General features: G+C 36.4%; 17 protein-coding genes and 1 pseudogene. 13 read left to right on the top strand and 5 right to left on the bottom strand.

Going from position 1 to position 17,292, the window contains the following annotated elements:
• Positions 1 to 23: 23 nt before the first annotated feature.
• Positions 24 to 1,298, bottom strand: coding sequence for a serine hydroxymethyltransferase (gene glyA / locus LZZ90_RS11250; RefSeq protein WP_237790798.1), 1,275 nt, complete (start codon positions 1,296 to 1,298; stop codon positions 24 to 26).
• 112 nt (positions 1,299 to 1,410) lie between these two features.
• Between glyA and fahA the strand changes: the two genes are divergently transcribed.
• The 5 genes from fahA to LZZ90_RS11225 all read left to right on the top strand — a co-directional run bounded on the left by fahA (position 1,411) and on the right by LZZ90_RS11225 (position 7,133).
• Positions 1,411 to 2,694: a fumarylacetoacetase gene (gene fahA / locus LZZ90_RS11245; RefSeq protein WP_237790797.1), complete on the top strand. Its 1,284-nt coding sequence runs from the start codon at positions 1,411 to 1,413 to the stop codon at positions 2,692 to 2,694.
• Positions 2,695 to 2,705: 11 nt separating this feature from the next.
• A complete protein-coding gene (locus LZZ90_RS11240) occupies positions 2,706 to 3,362 on the top strand; it encodes a porin family protein (RefSeq protein WP_237790796.1) in 657 nt (218 codons plus the stop codon).
• Positions 3,363 to 3,534: 172 nt separating this feature from the next.
• A complete protein-coding gene (locus LZZ90_RS11235; protein WP_237790795.1) occupies positions 3,535 to 4,719 on the top strand; it encodes a hypothetical protein in 1,185 nt (394 codons plus the stop codon).
• 98 nt (positions 4,720 to 4,817) lie between these two features.
• On the top strand, positions 4,818 to 5,669 hold the full coding sequence (locus tag LZZ90_RS11230; protein ID WP_237790794.1) for a hypothetical protein: 852 nt from the start codon (positions 4,818 to 4,820) through the stop codon (positions 5,667 to 5,669).
• Positions 5,670 to 5,672: 3 nt separating this feature from the next.
• Complete coding sequence (locus LZZ90_RS11225; protein WP_237790793.1) at positions 5,673 to 7,133, top strand: N-acetylmuramoyl-L-alanine amidase; 1,461 nt, start codon at positions 5,673 to 5,675, stop codon at positions 7,131 to 7,133.
• A gap of 296 nt (positions 7,134 to 7,429) precedes the next feature.
• Here LZZ90_RS11225 and LZZ90_RS11220 read toward each other — a convergent pair whose 3' ends face one another.
• On the bottom strand, positions 7,430 to 7,570 hold the full coding sequence (locus tag LZZ90_RS11220; RefSeq protein WP_237790792.1) for a hypothetical protein: 141 nt from the start codon (positions 7,568 to 7,570) through the stop codon (positions 7,430 to 7,432).
• Positions 7,571 to 7,586: 16 nt separating this feature from the next.
• Between LZZ90_RS11220 and LZZ90_RS11215 the strand changes: the two are divergent.
• The 8 genes and pseudogenes from LZZ90_RS11215 to argH form a co-directional block, all read left to right on the top strand.
• A pseudogene (locus tag LZZ90_RS11215) lies at positions 7,587 to 8,123 on the top strand (GNAT family N-acetyltransferase); the annotation flags it as partial.
• A 75-nt stretch (positions 8,124 to 8,198) separates the two neighbouring features.
• The gene (locus LZZ90_RS11210; protein ID WP_237790791.1) at positions 8,199 to 9,389 is read left to right on the top strand and encodes an argininosuccinate synthase; all 1,191 of its coding nucleotides are present in this window, start codon (positions 8,199 to 8,201) and stop codon (positions 9,387 to 9,389) included.
• Entirely contained in the window at positions 9,382 to 10,359 is a 978-nt protein-coding gene (gene argC / locus LZZ90_RS11205; protein ID WP_237790790.1) for an N-acetyl-gamma-glutamyl-phosphate reductase, read from the top strand. The genes LZZ90_RS11210 and argC overlap by 8 nt, the downstream gene beginning before the upstream one ends.
• Positions 10,360 to 10,370: 11 nt before the next feature.
• Positions 10,371 to 11,516: an aspartate aminotransferase family protein gene (locus LZZ90_RS11200; protein ID WP_237790789.1), complete on the top strand. Its 1,146-nt coding sequence runs from the start codon at positions 10,371 to 10,373 to the stop codon at positions 11,514 to 11,516.
• Positions 11,517 to 11,553: 37 nt separating this feature from the next.
• Complete coding sequence (locus LZZ90_RS11195) at positions 11,554 to 12,507, top strand: N-acetylornithine carbamoyltransferase (RefSeq protein ID WP_237790788.1); 954 nt, start codon at positions 11,554 to 11,556, stop codon at positions 12,505 to 12,507.
• Complete coding sequence (gene argB / locus LZZ90_RS11190) at positions 12,494 to 13,279, top strand: acetylglutamate kinase (protein WP_237790787.1); 786 nt, start codon at positions 12,494 to 12,496, stop codon at positions 13,277 to 13,279. The genes LZZ90_RS11195 and argB overlap by 14 nt, the downstream gene beginning before the upstream one ends.
• Positions 13,276 to 14,349, top strand: a complete 1,074-nt coding sequence (locus LZZ90_RS11185; protein ID WP_237790786.1) for a M20 family metallo-hydrolase — start codon at positions 13,276 to 13,278, stop codon at positions 14,347 to 14,349. Before argB ends, LZZ90_RS11185 begins: the two co-directional genes overlap by 4 nt.
• A gap of 11 nt (positions 14,350 to 14,360) precedes the next feature.
• Positions 14,361 to 15,641 carry an argininosuccinate lyase gene (gene argH, locus LZZ90_RS11180; RefSeq protein WP_237790785.1) on the top strand — a complete coding sequence of 427 codons (1,281 nt, stop codon included), beginning with the start codon at positions 14,361 to 14,363 and terminating at the stop codon, positions 15,639 to 15,641.
• A 17-nt stretch (positions 15,642 to 15,658) separates the two neighbouring features.
• On the opposite strand, the gene LZZ90_RS11175 is transcribed toward argH, so the two are convergent.
• From LZZ90_RS11175 to ytxJ, 3 genes are read right to left on the bottom strand one after another with little or no spacing between them, the layout of a single operon-like run.
• Positions 15,659 to 16,228, bottom strand: a complete 570-nt coding sequence (locus LZZ90_RS11175) for a DinB family protein (protein WP_237790784.1) — start codon at positions 16,226 to 16,228, stop codon at positions 15,659 to 15,661.
• Positions 16,229 to 16,283: 55 nt separating this feature from the next.
• Positions 16,284 to 16,820, bottom strand: a complete 537-nt coding sequence (locus tag LZZ90_RS11170) for a Crp/Fnr family transcriptional regulator (protein ID WP_237790783.1) — start codon at positions 16,818 to 16,820, stop codon at positions 16,284 to 16,286.
• A gap of 1 nt (position 16,821) precedes the next feature.
• Positions 16,822 to 17,208 (bottom strand): bacillithiol system redox-active protein YtxJ, encoded by a 387-nt coding sequence (ytxJ, locus tag LZZ90_RS11165; RefSeq protein ID WP_237790782.1) that lies wholly within the window; start codon positions 17,206 to 17,208, stop codon positions 16,822 to 16,824.
• Between the last annotated feature and the right edge of the window lie 84 nt (positions 17,209 to 17,292).

The following is a 17,292-nucleotide window of genomic DNA, read 5'->3' as shown; positions in this document are numbered from 1 at the left end:
TCTTTTTATGATTTAGATGATGTTTAGAAAACAAACATCGCTCTTTCACTCATCATGTCGTTAACCTCATCGGCAACTTGTTCTAACACTTCTTCGTTAGTGTGGTTCATAATTACGCGGTCGATCATATCCACAACAGTTTCCATATCAGCTTCAACCAAACCACGAGTTGTGATTGCAGGAGTTCCTACACGGATACCAGAAGTAACAAATGGTGATTTATCATCAAAAGGAACCATGTTTTTATTAACTGTAATTTCAGCCTTTACTAATGCGTTTTCAGCTTCTTTACCGGAGATTCCTTTGTTTCTTAAATCGATTAACATCATGTGGTTATCCGTTCCGCCAGAAATAATGTTGTAACCTCTTTTTACAAAAGCTTCCGCCATTGCTTTAGCATTTTTCTGAACCTGCATTGCATAGTTGAAAAACTCATCAGTTAAAGCTTCACCGAAAGCTACTGCTTTAGCAGCGATAATATGCTCTAACGGCCCACCTTGATTTCCAGGGAAAACCGACATATCCAACACGTGCGACATCATACGGATTTCACCTTTTGGAGTGGTTAAGCCCCAAGGGTTTTCAAAATCTTTCCCCATCATGATCATTCCACCACGAGGTCCGCGTAACGTTTTATGGGTAGTTGTAGTTACAATATGACAATGAGGAATCGGATCACTCATCAAGCCTTTTGCAATTAATCCTGCAGGGTGTGAAATATCCGCCATTAAGATAGCTCCAACTGAATCCGCGATTTCACGAAAACGTTTGAAATCCATATCACGGGAATAAGCTGAAGCTCCCGCAATGATTAATTTTGGTTGTTCTTTAGTAGCAATCTCTTGGATTTTATCGTAGTTTAAACGACCTGTCTCCTGTTCTACTCCGTAAAATACCGGATTGTACAATTTCCCGGAAAAGTTCACCGGAGAACCGTGCGTTAGGTGACCGCCGTGCGATAAATCGAAACCTAAAATTTTATCTCCCGGTTTTAAACAAGCTGCAAAAACTGCTGTATTTGCTTGTGAACCCGAGTGAGGCTGTACGTTTACATATTCAGCTCCAAAAAGTTCTTTGGCTCTGTCGATGGCAATTTGCTCAATAACATCTACTACTTCACATCCACCATAATATCTTTTTCCAGGATAACCTTCCGCATATTTGTTGGTTAATACCGAACCTGCAGCTTCCATAACCTGGTCGCTTACAAAGTTTTCAGATGCAATAAGTTCTAATCCGTGGATTTGTCTGTCTTGTTCTTCAAGAATTAAGTCGAAAATTTGTTCGTCGCGTTGCATTTTCAATAAATTTGTTAAATCGAGCTCAAAAATACGAAAAGAGTTTGGTAAAATCCCAATTGAAAGTATATTTGATGATTGAAAATTCAACATTTATAAAAAACACAACATCATGCCTATAACAGCAAACGATCCAAATAGATCCTCATGGTTGTCAGTTCCTGAAAACTGTGATTTTCCAATACAGAATATTCCTTTCGGAGTTTTTATCACTAAAGAAGACGTAGTTACCATCGGTACAAGAATCGGTAATTACGCCATCGATATGGGCGCCTTACAACAACTTGGTTATTTCGAAGGTATTGATTTAACCGACGATATGTTCATGCAGGATACTTTAAATGATTTTATCGGAGACGGAAAAAAAACCTGGAGACTGGTACGTAACCGTTTAGCAGATATTTTCGATGCAAACAATTCCGAATTACGCGACAATAAAGCCCACCGAGACGTAGTGGTTTTCAATATTGATGATGTAGAAATGCAATTGCCGGTTCATATTGGTGATTATACTGATTTCTATTCAAGTAAAGAGCACGCTACTAATGTTGGTAAAATGTTTCGTGATCCGGAAAACGCTTTGTTACCTAACTGGTTGCACATTCCGGTTGGTTACCACGGAAGAAGTTCTACGATTGTTCCTTCGGGAATTCCTGTACACCGCCCAATGGGACAAACCTTGCCGGCTGATGCAACAGCTCCGGTTTTCGGTCCTTCACGATTAGTGGATTTCGAATTGGAAACTGCTTTCATTACTACCGATGCTAACATTATGGGGGAAAACATCCCCGTTGGTGAAGCTGAGGATTATATCTTCGGGATGGTATTATTAAATGACTGGTCTGCACGCGACATCCAGAAATGGGAATATGTGCCGCTTGGACCTTTCTTGGCAAAAAACTTCGCTTCGTCAATTTCTCCTTGGATTGTAACTATGGATGCTTTAGAGCCTTTCCGTTGTGCATCACCTAAACAAGAGCCAACACCGCTACCGTATTTACAACAAACCGGTGACCACGCTTTTGACATCAATTTAGAAGTATATATCACCCCTGAGAACAATCAGGAAACTTTGGTTAGTAAATCAAACCTAAAATATATGTACTGGACCATGAGTCAGCAATTGGCACATCACACCATCAACGGTTGTAGAATCAACTCTGGTGATATGATGGGGTCTGGAACTATTTCCGGTCCTACTGAAGATTCATTTGGTTCGATGTTAGAACTTACTTGGGGCGGAAAAAACCCTATCCAGATGAAAGACGGTTCCGAGCGTAAATTCATTAACGATGGAGATACCGTTATTATGAAAGGTTACTGTACTAATGATAAAGTTAGAATTGGATTTGGAGAAGTTTCCAGTAAGTTGCTTCCCCCTATACCAACAAAATAATTTCAATTTTCATGTTTAAAAAATCTTTTTTCATTTTACTGATTATAAGTTCATTTACTCTACAAGCCCAAAAAAAGAATAACGTAAAAGTTGGAATTAATACCGGTTTAAATTACACTAATATTTGGGGAAGTTATTACGCGAACGACAGCCATCCACAAGTTGGTTATGTTCTTGGAGTTGGTTTCGATATCAGCCTGAGCAATAATTTTTCCTTTATAACAAACTTTAATTACGAAAGAAAGTCTTTTTATGTTAATGAAGCCCCCGTATTTTCGGGATTTACGGGAAGCAGTTGGCCTTCTGATATAAAAAGTGTTACAAAGTTTGATTACCTAACAGTTCCACTACTTCTTAAATTTAAGTTTGATGGAGAGTATAGCCCTTTCATTAATGCCGGACCTTTTATTAGTGTTCCATTAAATGTTACCAATTATTATGATGGGACGAAAAATAATTTAGATTTCAATAAACTCTTCGGAGGAAACAATATGGGAATTAGTTTAGGTATTGGATATGAATTTGAACTTAGCAAAACAAATTCGCTTTCATTGGAACTGCGTGATGATTTCGGCCTTACAGAAGTTAACAATGCTAGCAGTTATTCCTTAAATGATACCCGAATGAATACCGCCAGTTTTATTGCTAAATGGAATTTCAAAATATAATGATTAAAACTCTGAATGTACTTCAGAGTTTTTTTTCGTCTTTTTTTAAGATAATCCCCTAGCCCCGATAGAAACGGCATCCTTTTTGTATTACTTTTTTGTAAGACAAAAAGATATAGTGGATAGCGGGAAAAGCTCCTGAAAAATTATATTTTTGCTAAAATTATCATATATGAAAAGAATAACTACTCTGTTTTTATTATTGATTTTCGTTTATTCCTGCGGTGTAAAACAAACCCAGTCCATGCTTAGTGATGGTGACTACGACGGCGCTATCGCCAGAGCTGTAGAAGGTTTGCGTACCAACAAAAATGCTAAAGGAAAACAAGATTATGTTTATCTGCTTGAAGAAGCCTTTGCAAAAGCAAAAGATCGCGATTTACGCACGATTGATGCACTAGCAAAAGATGCAAACCCATCAAATCTTGAGAAAATTTATAATACTTATTTACAATTAAACAATCGTCAGGAGAAAATCCGCCCTTTATTACCGCTTAGATTATTAAAAGAAGGACGTGATGCTATATTTCCTTTCGGAGATTATTCTTCGGAAACCGTAAGCAGCAAAAATGCGCTTTCTAAATATTTGTATGACAATTCTAAATTGCTACTGAAAACCAGCGATAAAATGACCATTCGTCGTGCTTATGATGATTTGGCTTATTTAGACAATATCAATCCTGGCTATAAAGATGTTAAGCAGTTAATGGACGAAGCGCAGTTTAAAGGAACCGATTTCGTGAATGTGTATACGAAAAACGAAACCAACATGATTATCCCTCAGCGTTTACAAAACGATTTATTGGATTTCAGCACATTCGGATTGAACGACAAATGGACCGTTTACCACAGTAACCGTCAAAAAGGAATTACTTATGATTACGGTATGATCGTAAATTTCCGTCAGATTAATATTTCTCCGGAACAAGTGAAAGAGAAAGAATTTGTTAAAGAAAAACAAGTTAAAGACGGAACAAAACCTTTACTGGATGCTAACGGAAATCAGGTTAAAGACGAAAGAGGAAATGTGATTATGGTGGATAATTTCAAAACCATTCGCGCCAATATTTACGAGTTCCGTCAGTTTAAAGCTTGCCAGGTAACTGCTAAAGTGGATTACATCGATTTCAAAAGTAATCAGCTGATTGAAACATTCCCTTTGGCGAGTGAGTTTAATTTCGAATACATTTATGCAAATTACAACGGTAACAAATTGGCTTGTGATAATGATTATCTACCTTATTTTGAACGAAGAGCCGTTCCCTTCCCAAGTAACGAACAAATGGTTTACGATACCGGAGAAGATTTGAAAGCTAAGCTTAAAAATATCATTACCCGAAATAAGTTCAGAAGATAATTTCGATACATAAAAACTAAAACACCTTTTACGAGGTGTTTTTTTTGTTTTTGAAATAATTTTGTAATACTTTTATTACTTAACTTAAATTATTTTTTATGAGAACAAAATTATTACTCGGCGCCACGTTGTTATTAGGGTTACAGTTGACAGCACAGCAACTATCAGAACCTAAACCAATTTCGTTAAAAGACGCTTATACCAATCCTTTAATTTCTCCGGATGGAAACAATGTTTTGCTAACCAAAGAACATTACAAAGGGGTTTATTTACTAAACCTGAAAACAAAAAAAGTAGAGACAATTTCTATCAGTGAAGGTAGCGGGTATGCTTATTCTTGGAATCAAAACAGTTCTATTTTTTACTTTAAAGAGAAAGGCAAGGCACAATACTTCAAGGATGCAAGTGTAAAATCGTACAATATCAAGACTAAAAAGAAAGTGTTTGAAAAAACAATAACCAATGAAATACTTGCTTCTTATAAAGGCAATACAAAACAAAACATTGTAGTCTATACCAACCTTTCTACTTTAAAAATTGAAGCCAAAGATTTAATGACTTCCAAAACCTGGGTTGTAACCAATGATGATGGACAATACTACAACGCACTTTTATCAAATGACGGCAAAAAAGTAGCAGTTCACAAAGGTGCTGATATTTATGTTTATGATATAAATGGTAAAGATTCCGGAAAACGTATTGGGACAGGGCTTGCAAATTCGTGGTCTTCCGATGGCAAATATCTGATTGGTTTTCTGGATCAAAGTACAGACGGTCATACCCTGAGCAATTCCGAATTGTTATTGTTTGATGTTGAGCATTTCAAAACAATTCAGCTTACCGATTCCAAAGACAAATTTGAAATGTTTCCAAGTTTCTACGGAGAAAACAAATTACTCTTTTCGGATGAGAAAACAGGCAAAATCTTTACTTCAACACTAAAATTCTAAGCCATGAAACAGTTATTTACATTCTTTTTTGCTCTTTTCATTACGCTTACAATTCAGGGACAGATTGTAGTAATCGATCCCGGACACGGTTACGGAGCAACAACCAGCGATAATCCGGATGGAAGAACCGCTACTGAAATAGAAACCGCATTAGAAGTCGGATTACGAACCCGAACTTTGATACAAAATTCCTGCTCCTCGTGGACGGTTCAAATGACGCGAACTACCAATTTAAACAGTTGGATTTCGGTTACTCAACGTGCGCAGATGGCCAACAACTGGAATGCCGATCGTATTCTAAGTGTACATTGTAACGCAGGAGGCGGCACCGGAACAGAAACGTTTTATTGCACTGATACCGATACCAACACAGCACCCGATATTGCTTTTGCACAGAAAATTCAAAACGATATGGTTAGCAATGGTAGTTGGAACAATCGCAGATGTGTGGAAGACAACAGTTTTCTGGCCTATCATCTTGGTGTATTAAAATATTCTTCAGCAACGGGCTGTTTGAATGAAATCGGTTTTGTGGATTCTTCGGATGCCACTAAACTGACGAGTTCAACTTGGCGGGATACTTTTGCACTTTCTTACTTCAATTCTTTAAAATCGGATTTGAATCTGACGTGTTCAGCACCACTTCCTGGATCATTTACATTAACTGCAACTCCGGAATGCAATGGTACAACGAGTCAGATTAAATTAACGTGGACAGCATCAGCAAATGCAACAAACTATGATATTTACAGAAATGGTTCGTTATACGCCAGTGATATTACCGGAACACAGTTTTTAAATACCTACATTACAGTAGGATCGAACTATACTTACTATATCAAAGCTAAAAACGCAACAGGAACGACCAATAATTTAAACGGAACCTTATCAGCAACAGCTATAACTTGTGCTCCGGGATCTTTTACTTTAACTGCAACTCCAACCTGCAGCGGAACCACAAGCGCTATTAACTTAACCTGGACAGCGTCAGCAAATGCGACAAGCTATGATATTTACCGTAACGGAAATCTTTATGCTCCAGATGTTACCGGAACATCCTTTTTAAATACTTATCTAATTACAGCGGGAACAACTTACACTTATTATTTGAAAGCTAAAAACAGTGTGGGGGCGGTCAACAATACAAATGGGACAAGGTCTGCTACTGCAATAAATTGTGCTGCTAGATTAGTTGATAACAACCCTGATGAAGAAACCAAAATTCAAATTTACCCGAATCCTACCGATAGTTTTTTCGTTTTGGAAGCAACTAATCTTAAAAATAAACAGTTTGAATTTGTGATTTTTGACTCAAATGGAAGACTTGTTAAAGCCTCAAAATACAATTTGGAAGTAAACAATTTCAAACAACAAATCGATATTTCATCATTCTCAACAGGTATTTACACGATTAAAATGATAATCGATAATGAAGAACACTTCAAAAAAATTGTAAAAAAATAAAACATTCATCAAAAATCCGAAGTTATAAGCTTCGGATTTTTTTATAAAATTTAACTTGAAGTTACAATTTGATATAAATTTCAAGTTTTAGCATTTTATTAGGCTTTTGCATTTACAATTTATCTACTTTTGCCTCAATGAAAAAAACAAAGTTACATAGTAACCTTACTTCACGGAAAACCCTGACCCTTACTTCACGGTCAGAGCGGTCAGTATCATAGTACCCGAGTTTTACGTAATTTTTTCATTTCATATTTTTTCCGTTTTGGAAACATCCGCATTTATCAAAGAACTTTTTAGTTCCCATACATTACATACTTTTTACTCACTACCGATTGTTGTTGTAACGATCCGGCCGTAAGGTCTATTATTCTCTTATGGGACAAATCCGCATTGTCCTGACTTTCCGTATACAATTTTAGAATTAATCTTTTCACCAATCATTATTTAAAAATGAATGTAACCATTGCAGTAGCTCAAAAAGAGCACTACGATTTTGCACAGCAAATTTGCGACACCATTGAATCTTCGGCGCTTCAAAGAGGAACCGGAATAGCTAAAAGAACGCCGGAATATATCTGCCAGAAAATAGACAAACAAGAAGCGGTAATCGCTTTAGAAGGCAACAAATTTGCGGGTTTCTGCTACATCGAAAGTTGGGAGCATGAAAAATTTGTGGCTCATTCCGGTTTAATTGTTCATCCGGATTATCGTCACTTAGGTTTGGCAAAAAAAATCAAAACCTTCGTTTTTGAATACTCACAAAAGAAATATCCAATGGCAAAAATCTTTGGAATAACAACAGGTTTAGCAGTCATGAAAATCAATTCTGATTTAGGATACAGACCAGTTCCTTTCTCCGAATTAACGGATGATCCCAGTTTTTGGGCCGGCTGCAAAACCTGTACAAATTTTGACATTCTCCAGCGCAAAGAAAATAAAATGTGCCTTTGTACCGGAATGCTTTATGATCCAAACGAAACAAAAAAATAAAACAGACATTAATCTAAAAGTACTCACCTGTTTAAAAGCATCAGACAATCACTTTTTCAAAAAAATAATACAATGAACAAAATAGTTTTAGCCTATAGCGGCGGTTTAGACACATCTTACTGCCTTAAATATTTAATCAAACAAGGATTTGAAGTACATACAGTTTTAGTAAATACAGGCGGTTTTTCCGAAGAAGAATTAACGGCTGTTGAAAAAAGAGCGTATGAATTGGGAAGCGCTCAACATACAAACCTCGATATTATTGAAAAATATTACGAGAAAGCCATCAAATACCTGATTTACGGAAACGTTTTAAAAAACAATACTTATCCGCTTTCTGTAAGTGCCGAAAGAGTTTTTCAGGCGTTAGAAGTCATTAAATATGCAAAATCCATTGATGCAAAATCCATCGCACACGGAAGTACCGGTGCTGGGAACGACCAAATCAGATTCGATTTGATTTTCAAAACCATAGCTCCTGAAATTGAAATCATTACACCGATCAGAGATTTAAAATTATCCAGACAAGAAGAAGTTGCCTTTTTACAGCAAAACGGAGTAAACTATTCTTGGGAAAAAGCGCAGTATTCCATCAATAAAGGGATTTGGGGAACCAGTGTTGGCGGAAAAGAAACCCTCACCTCTCACCTTCCGTTACCTGAAGAAGCTTATCCATCGCAATTACAAAAAGAAACTCCGGAAAAAGTTGTTCTGGAATTCAAAAACGGAGAATTAATCAGTGTAAACGGAAAACAGAATACATCCGCTCAAAACATTATCAAATTGGAAAATCTTGCCAATGCTTTTGCTATCGGAAGGGATATCCACGTGGGCGATACCATCATCGGGATCAAAGGAAGAGTTGGTTTTGAAGCTGCTGCTCCACTAATTATCATCAAAGCGCATCATCTTTTGGAAAAACACGTTCTATCCAAATGGCAACAATACTGGAAAGAACAATTAGGAAATTGGTATGGAATGTTATTTCACGAAGGTCAATTTTTAGATCCGATAATGAGAAACATCGAAACCTTTCTAACTGATACACAAACTACTGTAAACGGAAAAGTAACAGTTACTCTAAAACCGTATCATTTTTCACTGGATGGAATTGAATCGGAAAACGATTTGATGAACACGCAATTCGGTCAATATGGTGAAATGAACAACGCATGGAGTGCCGACGATGCCAAAGGATTCATCAAAATTTTAGGCAACGCACAAATGATTTATTCACAAGTAAACGAATTGAGTTATGATTAACATCGGAATTATTGGCGGTTCAGGTTATACTGCCGGCGAATTATTGAGGTTGTTACAGAATCATCCGCAGGCAAAAATCGATTTTGTGTACAGCACAACCAATGCTGGAAAACCGATTTGTTCAGTTCATCAGGATTTACTTGGAGAAACCTCTTTGTCTTTTACTGATAAAATAAACGCGGATGTTGATCTCGCATTTCTTTGTTTAGGACATGGACAATCGAAAGCTTTTTTAACCGAAAATCAGTTCTCATCAAACACAAAGATTATTGATTTGGGTAATGATTTTAGGTTGACAAAAGACGCTGATTTTCAAAGCTCAAACTTTGTTTATGGCTTACCGGAACTCAACAAACAAGCGATTCAAAACGCACAATTTATCGCAAATCCCGGGTGTTTTGCAACGGTTATTCAGTTGGCTTTACTTCCGCTTGCAGAAAACGATTTACTGAAAAACAGTATTCATATAAACGCCACAACGGGAAGCACCGGCGCAGGAGTTCAGCCAAGTGAAACATCACATCACAGTTGGAGAAACAACAACATGTCACATTACAAAGCCTTTGAACATCAACATTTATGCGAAATTATCCAGAGTTTGGAACAAAAGCAAAACGGTTTTAATCAGGAAGTCTTATTCATTCCTAATAGAGGCGATTTTACAAGAGGAATTTTTGCTACTCTTTATATGAAAACCAAGACTTCTTTGGAAGCGGTTATTGAACAGTTTGAAGATTACTATAAAAATGAATCATTCGTTAAAATAACAACTGAAAGTATTCATCTAAAGCAAGTGGTTCAAACCAATAAATGTATTATCAGCCTTGAGAAAAAAGGAGATTATCTGCTAATAACATCAATTATAGATAACCTTATAAAAGGTGCTTCCGGACAAGCCATTCAGAATATGAATTTACTATTCGGATTAGATGAAAAAACCGGTTTACAATTAAAATCAGGCAATTTTTAAAATTTACAATCATGAGTTTATTCAACGTTTATCCTATATACAATATCACTCCAACCAAAGCGAAAGGCGCAACGGTTTGGGACGAAAACAATCAGAAATATTTAGATTTTTATGGTGGTCATGGCGTTATTTCCATCGGACATTCCCATTCGAATTATGTTGCTGCAATTACTGAGCAAGTTGAAAAAATCGGCTTCTATTCCAATTCCATTCAGAATCCGGTTCAGGAACAACTTGCTAAAGAGTTAACAACTATTTCCGGTTATCTTAATTATAGCTTGTTTTTATGCAATTCCGGAGCAGAAGCTAATGAAAACGCATTAAAACTAGCATCGTTCCATAACAAAAGGTCAAAAATCATTGCTTTTAAAGGTGCTTTCCACGGAAGAACTTCTGCAGCTGTAGCCGTTACCGACAATCCGTTAATTGTAGCGCCCTTAAACAACAATCACGAAGTAGTTTTTCTTCCTTTAAATGATATTAAAGCAGTAAAAAAAGAGATTTCCTCCAATGAAATTTGCGCCGTAATCATCGAAGGAATCCAAGGCGTTGGCGGATTGGATGAAGGCACAACCGAATTCTTTCAGCAATTAGAGAAAATCTGCAATGAAAACAATGTAGTTCTGATTCTGGACGAAATCCAAAGCGGTTATGGAAGATCAGGAAAATTTTTCGCGCATCAGCATCACAATATCAATCCCGATATTATTTCGGTAGCCAAAGGCATGGGCAACGGTTTTCCTATTGGTGGAATTTTAATCAGCTCAAAATTCAAAGCTTCACATGGACTTTTAGGAACAACATTTGGAGGAAATCACTTGGCTTGTGCCGCAGCGCTTTCGGTTCTAAAAACAATGAAAGACGAAAAACTGATCGAGAACGTAACGGAGATAGCCTCTTACTTTAATGAGCAAATGCAACAATTTCCGCAAGTCAAAAAAATTAAAGGAAAAGGCTTAATGCTCGGTTTGGAATTCGATTTTGAAATTGCCGAACTGCGAAAAAAACTAATTCACGAAGAATTCATTTTCACCGGAAACGCCTCCCAGAAAAACTTGTTGAGAATTCTTCCACCGCTATCCATCACTAAAAACGATGTAGATTTTTTCACAAACGGATTAAGAAATCAGTTGAAAGCAATAAGTGTAAAGGGATAAGAAACTCATAATTCATAACTTATAATTTATAACTAAAATGAAACATTTCACTTCAGTAAACGATATAGAAAACTTAGACGAACTTTTGCTTTTGGCAAAACAAATCAAGTCGAATCCCTTTGGTAATAAAGCTTTGGGGAAAAATAAAACCATCGGGCTATTGTTTTTCAACCCGAGTTTAAGAACCAGATTGAGCACGCAAAAAGCTGCTACCAATTTAGGGATGAACACAATTGTAATGAACCTGAACAATGACGGCTGGAGCCTTGAATTTGAAGACGGCGCCATTATGAACTCAAATAAAGCCGAGCATGTTAAAGAAGCCGCTCAAGTGATTTCACAGTATTGCGACATCATTGCCATCAGAAGTTTTCCTTCTTTAACCGACAAAACTAAAGACGAGGAAGAACAGGTTCTCAATTCGTTCAAAAAATATGCTTCGGTACCTGTGATTAGTTTGGAAAGCGCAACCGAACATCCACTTCAGGCTGTTGCCGATATTTTGACAATTTCAGAATTCAAAACTAAAAAGAAACCAAAAGTGGTTTTAAGCTGGGCACCGCATCCAAAAGCGTTACCGCATGCAGTTCCGAATTCCTTTGCCAAAATGATGCAATTGGCCGATGTTGACTTTGTTATCACACATCCGAAAGGCTACGAACTGAATCCTGAAATTATCGGTAAAAGCAAAATCGTTCATAATCAAGACGAAGCATTCAAAGATGCTGATTTCATCTATGCCAAAAACTGGAGCAATTACAATGAATACGGACAGATTCTTTCACAAGATCCATTATGGACAATTACATCTGATAAAATGAAACTCACTAATAGCGCTAAATTCATGCACTGCCTACCGGTGAGAAGAAACCAGATTGTCAGTGATGAAGTTTTAGACAGTGAAACGTCAATCGTGATTCAGCAAGCCAACAACAGAACCTATGCTGCACAAGCAATTCTAACTCAAATTTTAGAAAATGAAAACAATTAAACCGAAGCTGACTATAATTAAAATCGGTGGAAATGTTATTGACGACGCTCAATCTTTCGAAGAAGTTCTGAATAACTTTTCGAAGATTGATGGCCCAAAAATTTTAGTACATGGCGGTGGAAAAGAAGCCAGCAAATTTGCGGAAAAACTGGGTTTATCGCCAAAATTAGTTGATGGCAGAAGAATTACCGACGCAGCTATGTTGGATGTTGCAGTAATGACCTATGCTGGCCTAATCAACAAGAAAATCGTTGGCAAATTAAATGCTTTGGATACAATCGCTTTTGGAATGTCGGGAGCTGATGGCAAGTCTATCATTTCTGAAAAACGCAAAAACAGCGAAATTGATTTTGGTTATGTAGGCAATATTATTTCAATAAATAAAGATTTGATTACGAGCTTTTTAAATCAAGGTATTGTTCCTGTATTTTGTGCGATTACCCAAGACAACAACGGGCAATTATTAAATACAAATGCTGATACAATTGCAAGTACATTGGCATCGGGATTAGCTGAAAATTTTGAAGTGGAGCTCTTTTACTGTTTTGAAAAAAATGGCGTTTTGATCAATCCGGAAGATGAAAATTCAATGCTTCCCCTACTCACTTTTTCCAAATATGAAGACTTAATGAAAGTTGGTGCAATCCATTCCGGAATGATTCCCAAACTGGAGAATTGTTTTCAAGCGCTTCAAAATAGAGTGCAATCAGTAATCATTGGAAATCATTCGGAAATTAAAAGTAAATCAATTTACACGGAAATTAAGCTATGAAAACCATCGAAAGACTTACTGAAGAAGCAATTCATCTTATAAAAAATTTGATTGAAATTCCTTCATTTTCAAGTGAGGAAGAACAAACTGCTACCTTGATAAAAAATTGGTTTCAAGCAAACAAAATTCCTTTCAAAAGAGAAAATAATAACGTTTGGGCGTACAATCTTCATTTTGATAAAAATAAACCAACACTGCTGCTCAATTCTCATCATGATACGGTTAAACCCAATCAAGGTTACACACTAAACCCGTTTGAAGCCTTCGAAAAAGACGGAAAATTATTCGGTTTGGGAAGCAATGATGCCGGCGGTTGTTTGGTTTCACTCTTAGCGACTTTTACACATTTTTATGCTGAAAAAAAATTGTCACATAATATCGTGATTGTCGCTTCTGCGGAAGAAGAAAGCAGCGGATCAAATGGTTTGAACAGTGTTTTAAAACAGCTTCCTGAACTGGATTGCGCTATAGTAGGAGAACCAACAGAAATGCAGCTAGCCATAGCCGAAAAAGGCTTATTGGTTTTAGATGTTACCGTAAAAGGAACTGCAAGCCATGCTGCACATCAGAATACTGATAATCCGATATATAAATCAATTAATATCCTAAATTGGTTTAACAGTTATTCTTTTGAAAAAGTATCTGAAGTATTAGGCCCGGTAAAAATGACCGTTACACAAATTAATGCCGGAAAGCAACACAATGTTGTTCCTTCGGAATGCCATTTGGTTGTCGATATCCGCGTAAATGATTGTTATTCCAATGTAGAAATCCTGAAAATTGTAACTGAGAATGTCAATGCCGAAATCAAACCGCGCTCTTTACATTTAAGTTCTTCCTCCATCAACAAAAATCATCCATTGGTACAAAGCGGAATTAACTTAGGAAGAACAACTTACGGCTCCCCTACGCTTTCAGATCAATCGGTTTTGAGTTGTCAGTCTTTAAAATTAGGACCTGGAAATTCTTTACGTTCTCATACCGCGGACGAGTTTATTTATATCAATGAAATTAAAGAAGGCATCGAATTGTACATCAAAATACTCAGCGGATTCCTTCTGAACACTTAAAAAGATTAACTATGAAACTTTGGGAAAAAGGCATCGCCACCGATAAAAAAATAGAACAATTCACCGTTGGCAACGACAGAGAACTTGACACGGTTTTAGCTAGATACGATATTATAGCTTCGATTGCTCATGCAACGATGCTTTCGGAAGTGGGATTGCTGTCAAACGATGAAAAAAATGATTTGTGTAACACTTTAAATGATCTACTTCTAAAACTTGAAAATGAAAATTTTATAATTGAAGCTGATTTTGAAGACGTACATTCCAAAATCGAATATTTACTGATTGAAAAATTAGGCGATACCGGAAAAAAAATCCATACGGCGCGTTCCAGAAACGATCAGGTTTTGACTGCGATTCATCTGTATTTGAAAGACGAAATCATCCTCATAAAAAAACTAATCAAAGAGCTTTTTGATTTACTATTAAAACTGGCCGAGCAACACAAAAACGTTTTACTGCCCGGTTATACGCATTTACAAATTGCAATGCCATCATCCTTCGGTTTATGGTTTTCAGCTTATGCAGAAAGTTTAATTGATGATGTCTCTATGCTTAATGCAGCCTTACAGGTTATTGATCAAAATCCTTTAGGTTCGGCTGCAGGTTATGGAAGTTCTTTTCCTATCGACAGAGAATCCACAACAGAAAAACTTGGCTTTTCAACCTTGAAATACAATGTAGTTGCGGCTCAAATGAACAGAGGGAAATCCGAAAAAACAATTGCTTTTGCCATGAGTAGCGTTGCAGGAACTTTGTCTAAATTAGCGATGGATGTTTGTTTGTATTTAAGTCAGAATTTCGATTTTATTTCGCTTCCGGCTCATTTAACAACAGGCTCAAGCATTATGCCCCACAAGAAAAATCCGGATATTTTTGAATTGATCAGAGGAAAATCGAACAAAATTCAGAGTTTACCTTATGAACTCACTTTGATAACCAACAACTTACCAAGCGGTTATCACAGAGATTTTCAATTGTTGAAAGAAGGTTTGTTTCCGGCAATTCAAAACCTGAAATCGTGTTTGGAAATGACGCATTACGCCATTAAAGACATCAAAGTAAAAGAGAACATTTTCAACGATGAAAAATACAATTATTCTTTTACTGTTGACACAATTAATGAAATGGTAACAAGCGGAATTCCGTTTAGAGATGCTTACAAAATGGTCGCGGAACAAATTGAAAATAAAACGTTTACAGTTCCAAAAAACACGAATCACACCCATCAGGGCAGTATCAACAACCTTTGTCTTTCAGCGATTCAAGGGAAAATGGAAGCTATTTTTTAAAGAACAAATCCGAGGTTTTATGCTTCGGATTTTTCTATTATTTGCAATTGAGCCGTCAAAACACGTTGCGCTTGCAGAACATGCCGTTGGTTATGGTAAATCACAAATCGGAACGTATCACCCAATTTGATGCGAATCCATTTTGAAATACTGATTCCGGTTTTCAGTTTGTTGAGATCTACTTTTTCCGAAGCTTCCAGTAATTCCAATAATTTATGCTGTTGAACAATAAAAGTATCAATTACATTTCTGTTCAGTTTGCTTCCGATCGGATCTGTTTTCTTGAAGGTTTTCATCTTGTTCAATTTTGCTTTCGGCTGCATGCTTTTTGCAAAATAATCACCTAAAAATCCTGGATTAAATTCTGATTCCGAAGAGCTTACACTATTTCGAATTGTACTTTCAATTTCCGGAAGATAAAAACTACCATAAATGTTCAGATGCTCCAAACATTCCAAAATACTCCAGCTTTTTGCGTCATTTCTCCAATTGAGTTCCTCTTCCGGTAAATCATGAAGTTTTTGTGCAAAATCGATATTTTGAAGAGTAATTGTTCTTAATTCTGAAATCAAATCTAAAGTTTTCATGCTTATTATTTTAAGCAAATTTCGGAATTAATAAACAACAAAAAATTGATTGAAATCAAGACTTTTTCAAACGCGATAACGTCTCCGGAGTCATGCGAAGGTAATTGGCAATGTATTTATGCGGGATTTCCTGAAAAAGACGCGGGCTGCGCTTCAAAACCCTTGAATAGCGCTCATTCACAGAAGAAATAAGCAAATCCTTTTCGCGTTCCATTTGTTGCAATACTAAATTTTCAAGGATGGAATTCCACAATTTAAGATTATTTTTCTCTTTATTGATGAAGTCAAAAAATGTTTTTTTAGAAATTATTTTAACGACGGTTTTCTTAATTGCCTGAATGTAAAATTCAGAAGGTTGTTCGGTTAAGAAAGAGTCTAAAGCAACTATCAAATCATTTTGATAACCAAAACGGATAATCTGTTCTTCTTCTTGAACAATGTAAATCCTTAAACTTCCTTCTGCAATAAAATAAATGTTGGTATCAACTGTTCCGGCAACTTTCAGAAATTCATTTCGCGTAAGAACCAACTCACTTTCAAACAAGTTGTTTTCTTTAAGCAATTCTAAAATTCCTGAAGGTTGAACTGCCATTTTAAAAATATTTTTTCAAATCTTCTGCATCGATATCACTGTGGGAAGCATCATAAACCGCTTTTCCACCTTTAACCACAATTAACTGTGGCGACTGATGAACAACTTCAAAAAGCGAAGCAATTTCATTGGAAACTGGTCTGTATTCTAACAAATCTAAAAAATATGGCGTAATTTTATCCTGAAATTCGAACGAGTTTTCAAACTGCTTCAAAGCCATTCTACTGATACTGCAACGGGTGCTGTGCTTAAAGATAAGTATCGGTTTCTCAATAGATTGTTTAACGATTTCCTCTAACTGATTAAGTTCGGTTAAAGGTTCCCAATTCATCTTTGAAACGGGTTTTTCATTCTCAGATTCGCCAAACAGATTTTTAAAAAAGCTCATATTTTGTCTTAATTTCAGACATTTTGTCTTGATAACACTTCCGTAAAAAGCAAAAACCAGTCATTTTGTCTTGATTTTTGGTAT

It is taken from the genome of Flavobacterium sp. SM15, assembly GCF_022012335.1.
Classification (GTDB): domain Bacteria; phylum Bacteroidota; class Bacteroidia; order Flavobacteriales; family Flavobacteriaceae; genus Flavobacterium.
Note: the sequence above shows the minus strand (reverse complement) of the source record. Positions and strands in the feature narration are given on the sequence as shown.